Origin of the sequence: Paenibacillus sp. PAMC 26794, from assembly GCF_000316035.1 — a bacterium.
GTDB lineage: Bacteria > Bacillota > Bacilli > Paenibacillales > Paenibacillaceae > Paenibacillus.
Genome location: NZ_ANHX01000071.1, coordinates 36,888 through 52,965 on the forward strand (window position 1 = coordinate 36,888; position 16,078 = coordinate 52,965).

The 16,078-nt window shown below is 48.0% G+C and carries 15 protein-coding genes; 3 read left to right on the forward strand and 12 right to left on the reverse strand.

Annotated elements, in window-relative coordinates; genetic code table 11:
• Positions 1-3 precede the first annotated feature (3 nt).
• From D829_RS0122485 to ytxJ, 7 genes are all read right to left on the reverse strand, one after another.
• Positions 4-2,343, reverse strand: a complete 2,340-nt coding sequence (locus D829_RS0122485; RefSeq protein WP_017691170.1) for a hypothetical protein — start codon at positions 2,341-2,343, stop codon at positions 4-6.
• Between the two features lie 90 nt (positions 2,344-2,433).
• Positions 2,434-2,994 (reverse strand): potassium-transporting ATPase subunit KdpC, encoded by a 561-nt coding sequence (kdpC, locus tag D829_RS0122490; protein ID WP_017691171.1) that lies wholly within the window; start codon positions 2,992-2,994, stop codon positions 2,434-2,436.
• 61 nt (positions 2,995-3,055) lie between these two features.
• A complete protein-coding gene (kdpB, locus tag D829_RS0122495) occupies positions 3,056-5,056 on the reverse strand; it encodes a potassium-transporting ATPase subunit KdpB (protein WP_241230806.1) in 2,001 nt (666 codons plus the stop codon).
• A gap of 208 nt (positions 5,057-5,264) precedes the next feature.
• A complete protein-coding gene (gene kdpA, locus D829_RS0122500; RefSeq protein WP_026081356.1) occupies positions 5,265-6,938 on the reverse strand; it encodes a potassium-transporting ATPase subunit KdpA in 1,674 nt (557 codons plus the stop codon).
• Positions 6,939-7,405: 467 nt separating this feature from the next.
• Positions 7,406-8,602, reverse strand: a complete 1,197-nt coding sequence (locus tag D829_RS0122510; protein WP_017691174.1) for an XRE family transcriptional regulator — start codon at positions 8,600-8,602, stop codon at positions 7,406-7,408.
• A gap of 32 nt (positions 8,603-8,634) precedes the next feature.
• The gene (locus D829_RS0122515; protein ID WP_017691175.1) at positions 8,635-9,393 is read right to left on the reverse strand and encodes a hypothetical protein; all 759 of its coding nucleotides are present in this window, start codon (positions 9,391-9,393) and stop codon (positions 8,635-8,637) included.
• Positions 9,394-9,503: 110 nt separating this feature from the next.
• Positions 9,504-10,043, reverse strand: coding sequence for a bacillithiol system redox-active protein YtxJ (gene ytxJ, locus D829_RS0122520; RefSeq protein WP_017691176.1), 540 nt, complete (start codon positions 10,041-10,043; stop codon positions 9,504-9,506).
• 225 nt (positions 10,044-10,268) lie between these two features.
• Here ytxJ and D829_RS0122525 point away from each other — a divergent pair, with 225 nt between their 5' ends.
• Complete coding sequence (locus D829_RS0122525; RefSeq protein WP_026081358.1) at positions 10,269-11,126, forward strand: hypothetical protein; 858 nt, start codon at positions 10,269-10,271, stop codon at positions 11,124-11,126.
• Positions 11,127-11,245: 119 nt separating this feature from the next.
• Here the strand turns inward: D829_RS0122525 and D829_RS0122530 are convergent, their stop codons facing one another.
• The 3 genes from D829_RS0122530 to D829_RS0122540 all read right to left on the reverse strand — a co-directional run bounded on the left by D829_RS0122530 (position 11,246) and on the right by D829_RS0122540 (position 12,434).
• The gene (locus D829_RS0122530) at positions 11,246-11,674 is read right to left on the reverse strand and encodes a VOC family protein (protein ID WP_017691178.1); all 429 of its coding nucleotides are present in this window, start codon (positions 11,672-11,674) and stop codon (positions 11,246-11,248) included.
• A 77-nt stretch (positions 11,675-11,751) separates the two neighbouring features.
• Positions 11,752-12,123: a hypothetical protein gene (locus D829_RS32620; protein ID WP_017691179.1), complete on the reverse strand. Its 372-nt coding sequence runs from the start codon at positions 12,121-12,123 to the stop codon at positions 11,752-11,754.
• Positions 12,124-12,206: 83 nt separating this feature from the next.
• Complete coding sequence (locus D829_RS0122540; protein WP_017691180.1) at positions 12,207-12,434, reverse strand: hypothetical protein; 228 nt, start codon at positions 12,432-12,434, stop codon at positions 12,207-12,209.
• Between the two features lie 177 nt (positions 12,435-12,611).
• On the opposite strand from D829_RS0122540, the gene D829_RS31730 reads away from it, so the two are divergent.
• Both D829_RS31730 and D829_RS0122550 read left to right on the forward strand, forming a co-directional pair.
• Positions 12,612-13,487, forward strand: coding sequence for a CPBP family glutamic-type intramembrane protease (locus D829_RS31730; RefSeq protein WP_017691181.1), 876 nt, complete (start codon positions 12,612-12,614; stop codon positions 13,485-13,487).
• 16 nt (positions 13,488-13,503) lie between these two features.
• Entirely contained in the window at positions 13,504-14,265 is a 762-nt protein-coding gene (locus tag D829_RS0122550; protein ID WP_017691182.1) for a MerR family transcriptional regulator, read from the forward strand.
• A 48-nt stretch (positions 14,266-14,313) separates the two neighbouring features.
• Here the strand turns inward: D829_RS0122550 and D829_RS0122555 are convergent, their stop codons facing one another.
• Both D829_RS0122555 and D829_RS0122560 read right to left on the reverse strand, forming a co-directional pair.
• Positions 14,314-15,186: a sugar phosphate isomerase/epimerase gene (locus D829_RS0122555; RefSeq protein ID WP_017691183.1), complete on the reverse strand. Its 873-nt coding sequence runs from the start codon at positions 15,184-15,186 to the stop codon at positions 14,314-14,316.
• A gap of 12 nt (positions 15,187-15,198) precedes the next feature.
• Positions 15,199-16,074, reverse strand: coding sequence for a sugar phosphate isomerase/epimerase family protein (locus D829_RS0122560; RefSeq protein WP_017691184.1), 876 nt, complete (start codon positions 16,072-16,074; stop codon positions 15,199-15,201).
• Positions 16,075-16,078: the final 4 nt, after the last annotated feature.

Genomic DNA, 16,078 nt, shown 5'->3' on the forward strand with positions numbered 1-16,078 from the left:
CATTCACATCCCGCTCAGTTCATAATCATAATCTGCAACGATCAATACATCCAGATGCCGCGACAAGCGTACAAGTCGGTTGACCACCGAACCTGAGCCGCGGTAGCCATTCAGCCACCACACCCGTCTTGCCTGCCCGACCACCAGCTGGGTTGCTCTCGCCTCCGATGCCTTTCTTGCCAAAATCTCAGGTACATCGCGCAGTCTTGGACTGTGATGAATATGAAATTGACCACCAAGCCGAATTGTCAGCTGCTCCAACGCTTCCAGATGGCACTTCACTTCGTCACTCATGGACTCACCGATGTGGATATGATGTACATGCCAGATGGCTTTTAGACGATAAGCCATACGGAATCCGCGCCGGATCAGCCGCTCGGCATGACGATCACTGCTTACACATACCAAGACCGCTTCCTGTCTGCGCCAAGGTCCTCGAAGTGCGATTTTGGCCTGCTGTGTTTCAAGCCGTTCATCCACATCGTCCGCCAGCTCGCGCAGAGCAAGTTCTCGCAAGGCAATCAGATTTCCAATTTTGAAGAAATTGGCAAGGGCTTGCTCGACCTTGGCAGTTGCATAGATTTTACCCTCCCTCATGCGCTGCCGCAAGGCCTGGGGCGCCACATCAATCAACTGCACCTCATCCGCCATCTGAATGATCCGATCGGGTACGGTCTCGCGGACACGAACACCGGTAATATGTTCAACGGCATCATTCAGACTTTCGAGATGCTGTACATTCATTGTGGTAATCACCGAGATGCCTGCATTCAGCAGGAGCAGGACATCTTCATAACGCTTTTGCCGGACACTCCCGGGTACATTCGTATGCGCCAGTTCATCCACAAGCACCACTTCTGGGCAAAGACGCAGAATTCCCTCCGTGTCCATTTCTTCCAGACGAGCCTCTTGATACACTCGCTGTGCGCGAGGAATCACAGATAGATGACCCATCTGCTCCACGGTATCCGCCCGCCCATGTGTCTCAAGCAAGCCGATCTGTACATCGATGCCCTTACGGAGCAAATCATTGCCTTCCCGAAGCATCATGTAGGTTTTGCCTACACCTGGTGCAGCTCCGATATATATTTTGAATGTGCCGCGCTGAATCTGGCCAATCTGTTCCTTCATTTCCTGCTCGCTTAGTCTGCGGTATGTCAGCGACTCCACATCGTTAACTTTAGCCGGAACCACACGTTCACCCTCCCTGGCCGCTCGATCAGCAACCAGAAACAGATCGACACCACGTAATCTGCGTAACAGCGAGTTAACAACGGACCCCTGCCACAATTCCTGCCAGCGCGTACGCCGGGAGTGTCCCATCACAATCCGGGTGATCTGATGCTCCATGGCGTAACGTGCCAGCGTAGACGGGATGTTGCGACGGTGTAATATAGGCAGCTCCTCCATATGGCCGCCAAACTTCTCCACCAACTTGATCATATTGCGCCGAAATACGGTTGCCTCTTTGGTTAATGGCTGCTTCATATTCCGAAAAACAACAGCGCACAGATCACCATTCAGCCGTTTGGCAATCTGTTGACCACGCCGGATATAGATGGAGCCGTTCCAATGATATTGTGTGGACACCAGAATCCGTTCCATGATGCCTGTTGTGACGGTAATTCCCATCTCCTCCCGATGCTCGCGCAGGGATTCATTGACCCCTTCTGCAACCAATCTCAGGGCCAGTTCGCGCAGAATACCCAGATTGCCTTGACGAAATACAGCTTCTCCCTCATGCCCCTTCAGATGACCTTCTGCCAGACGGCTCAGTATGGTTTCCGGCGTGACGTCAATCAGCTTGACTTCATCCGCTAGTTCCAGTGTATCCGCAGGTACCGTATGTTCTGCTGCGATCCCTGTAAGTTGTCGTGCCAGCTCGGTATACCCTTCCAGCTCATACACATTCACCGTTGTCATGACACTGATGTTGTTTCGGAGCAAAAACTGAATATCCTCCAGCCGGGTAGCATACCGGGCGCCTTCTCTGTTACGATGTGCCAAACCATCCACCAGCACAACCTCCGGATTACGCGCCAACAGTTCATCCAAGTTCAGATCCTTCATCTCTACATCATCACTCTGGCGTAACCAGTGAATGCTTGGAATCCGTTCGAGTGCGCCAAGCTGCTCCACCGTTTCCGGTCTGCGCATTGTGGAGACGGCACAGATGACCACATCAATGCCCTGCTCGCGCAACGTATTCCCTTCTCGTAACATGTGATACGTTTTGCCCGATCCGCTGACTGGTCCGATGTAGATTTTGAGCGTACCCTGCTGCAGCTTCGTAATCATCTTCAGCATCTCTTCCGGTGACTTGCGCTTGAAGCTGTCTTCCATCCGTCTTCTCCCCCTTCCTTTAAAAATATGATAAAAAAAATGGAGAAAGCCCCTCCCGATATATCGTGAGCAGGCTAATATGTTCGTTCGTTAGTTCAGTTCTGCTGTCAGCGCCAGATTCAGAGCCGTTACATTTACACGCGGTTCCCCGAATATACCCATCTGACGGCCTTCCGTATGCTCATTTACAAGTTGCACAAGCTGCTGTTCACTAAGCCCGGTAGCTTCGCTAATACGTGGGATCTGTGCCTCAGCGGCTTCGGGAGAGAGATCCGGGTCAAGTCCAGAGCCTGAACCCGTCACGAGATCAGCAGGGATCTGCTTCAATCCCGGGTTTTCCTGCTGGAGCTGAGCCATCTTTTCCTTCATCTCGCTGATATACTCCTCCGAAGCTACGGCGCGATTTGAACCGGCTGAAGCCGTTGGATCATAATCGGCATTTGATGCCCGGGGCTGAAACAGCCCCGGCGATTGGATTTCCTGCGCCAGCAGGGACGAGCCGATGATTTTCTCATCTTGTGTAATCAGACTGCCGTTCGCCTGCGCAGGAAAGAGAAGTTGGGCTACACCAGTCGTTACAAGCGGGTAGATTAGGCCGCATATCAGCATAAGCACAACGGATAACCGTACAGCGGGCAAGAACATGTTCATACAGATCACTTCCTGAATTCATTAGGATAGAAGGACAATTTTGATAAGCGTTGTTATCTCGTTAAAGAATCCCCGACAGAACCATATCAATCAGCTTAATGCCGATAAAAGGTACAATCACACCACCTACGCCATAGATGAACACATTGCGCCCAAGTAACCGTTCGGCTGACATCGCCCGATACTTGACTCCTTTCATCGCGATGGGAATAAGCAGCGGAATAATAATGGCGTTGAAGATCAGCGCCGACAGGATCGCAGATTGTGGTGAAGCCAGATTCATAATATTCAGCGCCTGAAGCTGCGGCATGGCGAGAATGAACATAGCTGGAATGATGGCAAAATATTTCGCGATATCATTGGATATCGAAAAGGTTGTGAGTGCGCCGCGTGTAATCAGCAGCTGCTTGCCAATGGAGACGACCGACAATAACTTGGTCGGGTCTGAATCCAAGTCAATCATGTTGGCCGCTTCTTTGGCCGCCATGGTGCCCGAATTCATCGCCAGGCCCACATCGGCCTGCGCCAGAGCAGGAGCATCGTTGGTACCGTCGCCCGTCATAGCGACGAGCTTACCCTCCTGCTGCTCTTTTTTGATCGCCGCAATCTTGTCTTCGGGCTTCGCTTCGGCAATAAAATCATCCACGCCCGCTTCCAGTGCTATGGTCGCTGCGGTTAGCGGATTATCACCTGTACACATAATGGTCTTGATGCCCATGGCGCGCATCTCAGCGAACTTCTCTTTTAGCCCTGGCTTCACAGTGTCTTTCAGATAGATCACACCATAGATTCGTTCATCGATGGCTACAGCAAGCGGCGTACCCCCAGCCTTTGCAATTCGATTTGCAATCTCATCCAGATCACCAGGTATACGGCCTCCTTCGGAAGCAATATAACGTTTGATCGCATCCACGGCACCTTTACGAATCTTCATACCGCTACTCAGATTGAGACCGGACATCCGAGTCTCTGCTGTGAATTCCACATTTTCCGCATTCGCATACTCCGTCTCAGACCAGCTCTGACCTTGTTTGCCTGCCAGTTCCACCACAGAACGCCCTTCCGGGGTCTCATCTCGCACAGAAGCCTGTAAAGCAGCTTGCGTCATCTCTGACGCAGTAATGCCCTGAACGGGAATAAACTCAGATGCCATGCGGTTTCCGTATGTGATCGTTCCTGTTTTGTCCAAAATCAACGTATCGATATCCCCGGCCGCTTCCACCGCTTTACCTGACATGGCGAGCACATTGAACTGCGTAACACGGTCCATCCCGGCAATACCAATGGCGGACAGTAGCCCACCAATTGTTGTTGGAATCAGGCAGACGAGCAGTGCGATCAATGTCGCCAGATCCAGTCGAATACCCAGGTAATTTGCCATAGGAACCATCGTCAGAATGACGATTAGGAAGATCAGGGTTAATACGGCGAGCAGGGTGGTCAGCGCGATTTCATTAGGTGTTTTCTGGCGCTGTGCACCCTCAACCAGAGAGATCATCCGGTCAAGGAATGACTCCCCAGGATCGGTCTGAACACGCATGACGATGTAATCGGACACGACGCGGGTCCCTCCGGTAACGGAGGAGAAATCTCCCCCTGCTTCCTTGATGACCGGGGCGGATTCTCCCGTAATGGCCGATTCATCAATGGAGGCCAATCCTTCCATAATCTCACCGTCCGTCGGGATCAGTTCACCGACTTCCACACGGACCATATCGCCTTTTTTCAACTGGGTCGAAGATACTTGCCGGATTGTTCCATCCTTCTGCACCAGATTGGCCATGGTGTCCGACTTCGTCTTGCGTAACGTATCCGCCTGCGCCTTACCTCTACCTTCTGCAAGTGCTTCGGCGAAGTTGGCGAACAGCAGCGTGAACAGCAAAATGAAAAACACGGCAATGTTGTACCCGCGCCCAGCCTCGGATGCGGTGAAGAGATCTGGATTGATGCATAATAAGAGCGTAATGAATGTACCAATCTCAACAATAAACATGACCGGATTTTTGATCATGACCACCGGATTCAGCTTTTTGAACGCATCGAGTGAAGCCTGAAGTATCATATCCTTGCTTAACGACCGTTTCGATCCGGGATCACGTTGAATATTACCTCGGTTGTTATCTGGCTCATTGCCCTTCGTTCTAACCATTTCTGTATCCATCTGTTGCATCGTCTGCTCCTTCTTTCGTTCGACTGCATTCATCGTGCACTGCCACCTCCATACGTTACGTCCTTACACCAATTCCTCTGTAGTACCCCTGTCATTTCCCTCATTGAATCATGGCCAGATGCTCTGCAATCGGTCCAAGGGCAAGCGACGGGAAGAATGTGAGTGCGCCGACAACAACGATCATCATGACCAAAATGCCAGCAAAGAGAGGTGTGTGCGTACGCAACGTACCTGTAGTTACCGGTACAACCCGTTTCGTAGCGAGTGAACCTGCAATAGCCAACATGGCAATCATCGAAACATATCTTCCCAGCAGCATAACGATACCAATCGCGATGTTGTAAAAGTCTGTATTGGCATTTAGTCCGGCAAAGGCCGATCCATTATTGGCTGCACCCGAGGCAAAAGCATAGAGAACTTCAGTCAGGCCATGCATGCCCCCGTTCGAGATGGACGCAATGGCTTCGGGCCGCATAAGCGCGAGTGCCGTTGGCGCCAGAATAATCAAAGGATGAATGAGCAAGGCAATGGATGCGAGCTTCACCTCTTTGCCCTCGATTTTTTTGCCCAGGAACTCAGGTGTTCGTCCCACCATCAATCCACAGATAAACACAGCCAGAATCACATACAACAGTCCGTTGATCAGCCCTACCCCTTTGCCCCCAAACACGTTATTGAGCATCATCTGAGCCAGTGATACCATACCTCCAAGTGGAGTGAGCGACTCGTGCATATTGTTGACCGAACCTGTAGTAGCCGCTGTTGTGACTGCGGTGAATAAAGCCGATTCGGGTATGCCAAACCTGACCTCTTTCCCCTCCATATTGCCTTGCAGGCCTGCTGCATCCAACGCGGGTACACCGCGATATTCGGAGACAAATACGGTGGTCAACATCACAAGGAAAAGAAAACTCATCGCCGCGAACAATGCCCAACCCTGCTTCCGGTTATTGACCATCAAGCCGAAGGCGTATACCAGTGCAGTGGGTAACAGCATCATACAGACGATATGCACCAGATTGCTCAGGGCCGTCGGGTTCTCGAATGGATGTGCAGCATTGGTTCCAAACCAGCCGCCACCATTCGTTCCGATGTGTTTGATCGATTCCAGTGAGGCGACCAGTCCACGTGAGATGGTCTGCTGCGCGCCTTCCAGCGTGGTTGCGTTCACCGCTCCCGCGAGTGTCTGAGGCACACCCTGGAACACGAGGAATAAGGCTACGATGAAGCTCAGCGGCAAAAAAATCCTCGTAATCGACCGTACAAGGTCGACATAAAAGTTCCCCAGTTCATCCCGGCGGCCTACCAGCCCGCGAATAAAAGCAATGGCCACCGCAAATCCCGTCGCTGCGGACGTAAACATCGGGAACGTCACGGCCAACATCTGTGACAGGTACGACAAGGCGTTCTCGCCCGTATACGACTGCCAGTTCGTGTTGGTCATGAAGGATACGGCTGTATTAAATGCCTGCGCCGCTGGCATATTGCCGATCCCATCCGGATTGAGCGGTAAATATTTTTGAAGCCGCAGCACTAGAAACATCAACACCAACATTACAAAGTTGGAGAGGAGAACGGCCGTGAGGTACTTTTTCCACCCCATGGATTCGTTCTCGCGTACCCCCATGACTCGATAGAGCAGTCGCTCCGGCCCGCCAAAAACCCGATCCAGCCCCGTTCGCTGTCCATCAAACACGTTCACTATATATTTTCCCACCGGTTTCACCAGCAGCAGGATGATCAGCAGCGTCACCGCTACTTGCACTAGACCGATACCCATATCCACATTTCCTCCCTATTCGACGTTCCCTTGTTCCTGCATTACGCACATCGTCAGCATCAGAATTTCTCTGGCTTCACCAGCACATAACCGAGATATATCACCAGTGCGAGCACAATCATGCCGATGACAATCATTCCGCTCCCCCTCTCTACTCTCAAGCCTTTTCGCAGAATTTCACAAATCCCCAAAATACCGTAAACAGCAGCACAACCAATCCAATCATCGTGGCATCATTCACCATGCGCCCTTCCTCCCTCTCTCTACCGTTCTCTGCACCTGCTACATGTAAAATCGTAATATGAAACGCTGTAAAAAAGGGGTAAAGAAATGCCCCCACAGGTGTAAAAAAAGCGTAAAAAAGACCCGATCTCCTCAGCTCTGGGCTGAGAAGAACGGGTCTATCATCATTTTTATACGGAGCAATCCATTACGTAACAGTTTATTACCTACCAGTCATTTCAAGAGCTACGTGTAGGCATTTCCCTAACATTTTTAATACTAGTTTGTGGCTTGTTCGTCATGTACTTGTTAAAAAAGTCGGTGTTTATTCCTGTCATATGATGAAAGAAGGAAGTTTCCACTTTCCAATCCTCCTCAATCATATAACGGATATCCACAAGACCTTTATTGGAAAGCAGGTCAATAATGGTTTTAATTCGCATCGGCTTTTGAAGTGGAATCTCTCTGTCGAAAGGCTCCTTTTCCAGATATCCTCTTCGGTGCATCGCCGCATAGAAATTACGATGATCCTTAGCTTCCATCATTCCTAGATGTGCTGCTCTGTATCCCAGCACTTGTAGGGAAGTCTTCCATTTATTTTTCAAATCAAGATATTGATCGGGATTCGTCTTATAAGTGATTTCATTCATGTCCGATGAAAACTCTTCTTCGGGCAATAAAAATGCACCCGCAAACAGATTAGCTTCATTTTCAATCAATTTGTGTTCTTTTCGGTCCAGATTGACAAATTCAAGACGATAATGAAGCAACAAATGACCAAGCTCATGTGCAATATCGAAATTCCTACGAACCGCAGAACGTTTGATGTTGCCCAGTATGATAAACGGACGATCATTTCGTGTCCAAAGGCTGTACGCATCAATTTCTTCACCAATCGCTTTTTCAAAAACATATACACCACTTTTTTCGATCCGGAACATCAGGTTCTCATTCGTGGATGGCTCCATATTCAGCCGTTGTCTCGCAAGATGGGCAACATAATGGATCTGAGTCGTACGATCATCGTCTGTATGGTTCATATACTCAATTGCCTCTTCCCGCAATTGGATAATATTCAGTGTGGGAAGGCTGATCTGAGCGGTAATATAATTAATGAACGTGTCCAGATATTCTACATGCTTTGCTTCTGTCTGTGTCTTGGATATCACATTCATCACTTTCGAACGATAGGCAATGTTCATAACATCAATGTTGGCTGCGTTATTACGCTGTGTAAGCATATCTTTCGTATAAAAATACTTGCTTTTCACACTGAAAATGCGTTTCAACTCATTCACAATTGGCACCTTCGGAGAGGTATACGCATTTTCATATTGCCAGACTGCTTGTTCTGTCACACCTAATTGTTCGGAGAGCTGTTTTCTCGAATACCCATGCATGATCCGCAAATTGGTCAAATTTTCACCAACGAACATGCTGCTCCCTCCTTACTGAACGACACAGGGAATCACCCCCGCTGTTCTCCTTCCAAAATTTCAATATCATAAGCTGCCGGATCAACGATATCTTCCACATCAGGCGTAAGCGCCTCCCGTTCACTATCATCCAGTTCAGCACCAGAGATGAGGTCCGATAAATCTTCTATAAAATAAGCGATATTATCATGCGGATTAGGCAGATAATGCTGAACCTTCGAAATTTGGTATGCATCATCAATAGCATAAGTGAGTATATGAAACTCATTATATGTAGATGCAAGATGTTCAAGTTCTTCTTTCACACGGCTGACCTGACTCTCTGAGATTGGAAAAGAAAGTTGCTCAACCCTCTCCAACTCACCATGTTCATTACGGCGTGGTTGAATCAAAGAAAATTCCAGATCGTTATTAATCTTGGAGAGATCGTGTAAATAGGTACGGAAAGCACCTTTGTTGTCAACGCCCGTAGGTAGCTTGGCACTGGAAAAACTATTCTCATTAAAGTAGGCTGCGTTCTTTATCAGAAACAGAACTTTTGATTCTTCATGTGTGAACTGGAGATAATCCCATGTTAAACCTGCTTTGGATTTCTTGTGAGTGAATCCTTGTTCACCGCAATAATCTGCGATTTTGCTCTCAATAAAATTTCCCTTTGTCCAGGCAAAGGCTGAACTAATCTTCATGTTTCTCTTCCGATCTTTACGGTGATCAATATATTCGCGGTATCCTTCAACAATAGCATCAACAAGCATCTGACTATGTTCCGACTTGAACTTATATTGTTCCATATAGATCACTCCGATTCATAAATATGAAGACAAGTTATATTTTAATCGAAGTTCGTGTGCAAAGATATGATTTTTTTTGATTTTTTTAAAGTAAACCTATCTCATACCCTTCATCCAAATGGATTCTGTGCCCACTGCAATAATCTCTTTTTTGTGATTTTGCCATGGGAGGTATGATTGACGACTTTTCCCTGATCGAGAAGAAGTACCTGTGGTGACTCATGATGAACCTCTGTCTCTTCCGCAATATGGCGGGACAATGAACGATTTTCAATCACTTTGACGATGCGGTAGTCCATGGGTTGTTTGGGATCTGATGCATGGGTGCCTACAAACGCCATAAACTCTCTGTACGCTCTCGCACTGGTCGGACAAGTCGTGCTATGTTTCAGGATAAGCACCAGATGATCCTGCGAGCGATGCAGCGCGTCTTCCCAGTCATCTGGTTTGTGCAATTCACGGACATGTTCGCTGAGCATATGTTCCGAGTCTGACCCCGCACGTTTGCTAACCACCGAACCAATCACAATGCCAAGCGCCACGCCAAAAGCAATCCCGAGTCCGATCTGCTGTGTAGCCGTACCAATACTGACTCCCATGGCAACACCTATAGCAAGCCATACAGCTTGATGATTCACCTTTTTATCCATACAGATCATCCCTTCTTAAACTATGTATATCCATGCTATATAACTTCTACCCTATATATTCTGATCAAATTATAGCATATGCCTCTGTGAGCAGGCGTTGATAATCTTCATCTCCGAGTACAGATTTCAGCGTTTCGATTTATGCAAAATGCTCATTTGTGATACACTGGTTGTAATTTGGAAACGATGAACATGAAGAATGGATTGGAAGGGCGGAAATTCCATATGACATACGCGTTTATGATTGAACCGCAGGATTTTATTGCGCTGGATAACGAAGATGAGCTGATTGAGAAATGTCAGGAGTGGGGCCTGCTTTCAGGTAAAGCAACCAAACTCAAAACGTTCTATTATAAAGGAAACGGATTAAACATGCCGTGCACCATCATTGGATATGTGGATCACATGGCAGCTGTTATTCAACTGGATAATGGTCAAAAGCATTGCATTCACCCGTCGTATCTGAAGGAAATGCAAGCGTCCAGTTACAGCGCCAAAAGCATAAGTAATGCCGGGTCAGATCGAAGCACAGAATCGACAACTTCGGAAACAGTCATACCAGTTACCCTTGCTGAACTTACGCAAACTCCAGATGCCTTGGTTAACCTGGATGAAATTCCGCCGGATTTGGATGATTCGGACGACACGGACACAGATGAATTCTCCTCGGGGCTGAAGGGTGATCCGGATGGGTTAGTAGAAGAGTATGTTGGACCTCAGTCTGGGGCAGCCAGTGAAGCCAAACCTAAAGCCAAAACAGCGAGCAAAGCTAAGAGCGTCAAGATTGATCTGCCAGAAGGTAAAGTGAAGATGAGTGCCGTTGTCAAAGAGTTCACCACCGTACCGAATCACTTCTCGGACAATGACGATGAAATCATAATCTATGAAGCAGTCACCATTACGGAGCCAGACGTCATCGATGTTGGGGAAGCCTGGTCAAGCCACAGTGCCACCGTTAAGAAACAGGAACTGGAAGTGGGAGATGTCATTACGTTTGAAGCAAAAATTATCAAGAAGAAGCTGACACGTAACCCGGTTCCTTATAAAATCAACAATCCTTCCAAGATTCAGAAGGAAGGCTAATCAAGGAAGATTAATCAAGAATCATTACAAAAAATAGCACAAAAAAACCTCCACAACTGCTCAAAGCAGATTGCGGAGGTTTTTGCCATTTGAAGTTTATATTAGTGAAGAGTACGCTCTTAAGCTTGTCCTGGCGTAGCGCTAATTTGAAATTGTACGCCGAACTTGTCAACAACCGAACCGTAGGCTGGACTCCAGAACGTTTCTTGTATCGGCATTTTCACTTCGCCACCGTCTTGCAACTGGTTGAAAATCGCTTTGGCTTCTTCCGCTGTATCCGTATTCACGGTAACCGTAACATGATTACCTACAGTGTACGGCATGCCTGGAAATGTATCGGACAACATTAATACCGAGCTGCCAATCTGCAAAGAAGCATGCATAATACGGTCTTTCGCTTCTGGCGGGATGGGATGATTAGGGTCAGACGGACCGTCGCCAAATGTTTGAAGCGCGAGCACTTCGGCTCCAAATGCCTTTTGATAAAATTCTACCGCTTCACGTCCATTACCGTCTGTTACCAGATACACATTCAAGCTGATCGGCATGCGTTCTTCATCTCCTTGGGCTCTTGTAATTATATGATTAGGGTTACCAACATATTCTTAATCCATCCCTCTCTCCACTACTTCTTGCGCCTACGTATATAGTAGAGGACAGTGATCACAACACCCGGAACCAGTGCTGCAAAACTGGCATAGATCAGACACCATTTCAACAGGGTACATATCGGAGTGAGTTCAGCAAGCACAGGCGCACGTTCTGGATAACGATACATGATCAGGGACGCACCTATATTTTCGAGCATATCCATAGCCCAACCTAAGATCGGAACCAGATTCACCCAGCGCCAGCGACTCTTTACCGGAAGCACGCGATAGAGTATCGATAACAGAACGACCAAAAGGAACAGATAGGCCAACGGCCATATGAGATCAAATGTGAACCGTGCCTGAATATAGGCGCTTCGGCCTGCTTCCCCATACTGCTCAGCCATCTGATAAAGATCATTTGCAGTGTAAAAAAAAGACCACTCTCCCGAATCCTGTCGGTAAAATGGTTGTGTTCAATCCTATGAAGTTATCGAGCTTGAACGATGTTATCTATTTCACTTTTCAATAAGAGGTATCGGTGAACACTTCTCATGATCGGGACCTTCGTTAGTTTGTTCTTGTCCACGTACAGTTTCATCTGGTCTTTGGTCAAACCAAGCAAACTTCCAGCTTCCGATACCGTCAACACTACCTCTGGGTTCGTAGCATTAAACGTCCTCTTTACTTTCTGATTCCAGTCCTCGAATACCTGCATAGATCAGTGACATCTCCTATCCATAGCCAGTTATTATCAGGCTGAATATATCCAGTATACCACACTTGTGCTGCTCGTAACTTAATCCTGGCGCAGAACCATATTCTGATAGGCATATTTCCTGCTTGACCCTGACGTTAACTCGAGGGTTTATACTGGCTTCAGGAGGGGATTAGCATGAGTATGTCACCTGAATATGTAACTAAGAAACGACGCAGCAGTGGAATAGCCATTATTGGAATGAGTTGGTTGACGATGACATTGGGTCTGTTTTTTGCTACACTCGCAGGGGAGTTTGTCAGCACTATTGGTGCTGCTGAGTGGATGGTTCATCTCACCCAAGCTGTTGTCATTATTAGTATCGTCTTACCCGTACTATTCATCATTCGAAGACACTTCCATATGAAGTCCGTTCTTCTTCCTCTGACAGGAAAAAGCATAATTCACTTGCTCTCTGGCGCATTATTTGCCACTTCTCTAGCCTTCATCGGGTTGGCGATAGCCAGTATGAACAACTGGATTACGATTACGGAGTGGCACTTTTCAGCCGAGTTCTTGCTTGCTGTCGCACTTAATAGTTGCATTGCTTTCTTGTACGAAGCTTTGCCAGAGGAACTATCTATGCGAGGCATGGTCTATGATGGATTACGCTCCAGACTGCGACTTCCTGTGTTTTTCGCTTATGTAACTCAAATCATACTCTTTCTGCTGGTTCCGATGAGTGTCAGCCTATTGCAAGAGCTCGTTGGTATGGATGCCGGAAACCGGATAACCTTGGATTATATGATCCTACTCTTGACCTATGGTATTACGTTACAGCTTCTGCGCAGTTTGACCGGATCTTTATGGGCCTCCATCGGATTTCATATCGCTTACCTGGAGGTAGCCAGATTCGTTGTTATGCCAGGTGATAGACCGGCATTGTTAAACTATACCGCGCAAGATAACGGGTTGGCTGAAATATTTATTTTGTATATGATGATAATCTTCGTCGGTGGGATCATTCTGGCGGTGCTCAATGCATGGCGCCGGTGGAGAATACATAAATCATGAGGGAGGGATCTGCCTGGTGTATACCGTTGGACAACTATCCAAACATACCGGAGTATCCATCCGAACACTGCATTATTATGAGAAGCTGGGTTTACTGCGACCGGCCCGTAATGAGAACAATCAGTATCGCTTATATGGTGAAAAGGATATTTTACGGCTTCAGCAGATTACCATTCTGAAGAAAATGCATTTTAAATTGAATGAGATTGGAGAATTCCTCGATCAGGATGCTGCTCGCTCTGAACCAGAGAGTACCCTCACTTTATGGAATAATACGTTGGAACAACAACTGGTCGTCGTCAAGGAACAGCAGGAGAGATTAAGCAAGGTCGAGCATCTTCTTTTTTCAACCATATATGCCATCAGAGCATCCGGTACAATCAGCCTGGATGAGATGTTGGGTTTCATCCGTGAACTGGATCAACCTCCGGGCAAGTTCCGTCAAGATGTTTTTACACCTGAAGAAATGGAATCGCTACCCCTGAATAATCAGAACAATTCATTATCCATGGAATGGGCCGATATTCTTAAAGATATTCATACATGCAAGATGGAACCTCCGGAATCCGAAGCCTCAAGGTTACTGGCTATCCGAATCTCTGATTATGCTGAAAGGACTTTTCAAGGGAATGCAGAATTGGCAGAAAAATATTGGAATTATATCACCCCAGAGGATGATCAGTCAGCTCGTGTATATGGTATGACAAACGAAACCATGCGTTACATTGAAATGATCCTGGATCGATGGGCAGTTCAGAATCCTGATGATCAACAATAAGAGCCACTTCGAAAAGTGGCCCTTGATCCATTCCCTTATTATGCTTCGTTACGCCTCTTCCCAGAAGCGACGCAGGTTGCCCATGGCGATTTTGGATGCGGATTTGCATTCCTCCATGCCTTCGAACTCCACCGTAATGTTGCCATCATAGCCAGAGTCTTTGATCAGCTTTACAATTTTGCGGATCGGAATATCCCCTTGCCCAACGATGGCCCCACGCAGGAAGTTACCGTAGGCCGTTGTAAACCATTCACCCTCACCCGGATGCTCATCATAAGGACGGAAGTAAAAATCTTTGAAGTGGACCAGAGAAGCGTACGGCAGATTTTTCATGACACCGATGATCGGATTCTCATCCACGCACATGAAGTTGCCAATATCGAGTGTTGTTCTGAAGTTCGGACGATCCACAGCATGCAGCACACGCTGCACCCGGTCACTCGCCTGCACACTGAAGCCGTGATTCTCAATGGTTGTGGTAATGCCAAACTGCGCAGCATAGTCCGCAATGATCTGGCTTCCCCGCACCATCAGAGGCAGATGTTCCTCGAACCAGGCGATGGTCATCTTCTCCTTTGGCAGGGTAAACGCCGTGACGTCATGACGCATATGTTTTACACCCATTCGGTGTACGACATCCACATGCCTTTTAACCCGAGCCATCTCTTCTGCAAACGCCTCTTCCGTCTCCTGCACGAAATTCGCTGGCATCGAGTAGTTGGACAGTTCAATACCCGTAGACGCTGCCCGTTCCCGAATCGCATCCGCCAGATCGTGATTATCCTCCACGGTATAACCGTAAGGCACCATCTCCATATGCTCGCCGCCGTTCGCCGCAATCCAGTCGATCACATCCAGCACCGTCATCTCACCCGAATTCAAATCGTTCAACAAACTATACGTGCTCAGGCCCACTTTCATCTGCTCAGCTCCCTATCGATATTGTTGGATAAATTGAACCGCCTTGCGAATGTCCTGCTCCGGCTGAAGCCCAACCTCGCGTTCAATCGTCAGATAACCTGTGTAACCTATCTCTTGAAGCGCTGCAAAGTATCCGTCAAAATCAACGCCACCCTCACCCAGCGGCACCTCGCGGAAGAATGTTCCGGAAGAGACCATCTCGGCAATCTTATCGTGATCCATAGGGGCATAACCGACCGCTCCGTATACGTCTCGCGGGTCAACTTCCTTCAGCCGCACACCATCCTTCACATGGGTATGTACGATGTAATCCTTAAGCAGATGAACGCCCCGCGCCGGATCATCTCCGGTCACCATCACCATATTCGCCGGGTCAAAATTCACCGATACTCCGTTAGTCGACAACGTATCCAGGAATCCTTTCAAATCAGCAGCCGTTTCCGGTCCTGTCTCAATGGCAAAGTATGCGCCAACACTTTTGGCGTATTGGCCCAACTCCTCACAAGCAGCATGCAGCGTAGCGTAGACTTCCGAGGAAGGGTCATGTGGAACAATGCCGATATGTGTTGTGACGATGTTGGTGCCCAGATCGAGGGCCAGATCCACGATCCGCTTCGACTTCTCCACTTTCCACGGATTATCTTCCTTGACCTGAAACCCATGTCCACCCAGATCGCCAACCAGTGCTGAAATTTCGAGACCCAGCGAATCGATATAACTCTTCAACTCTTTGCGCGCCGCAGGCGACAAATTCTCCGGGTCCATCTCTCCCTTGACGGCATAGATCTGCACACCTTCTGCACCTACATCTTTGGCTTTGTTCAACCCTTCCCGTACACCTACGCCAAAGCTGTCCACGATGACACCGATCTTATTCGTTAATTTCATGTCA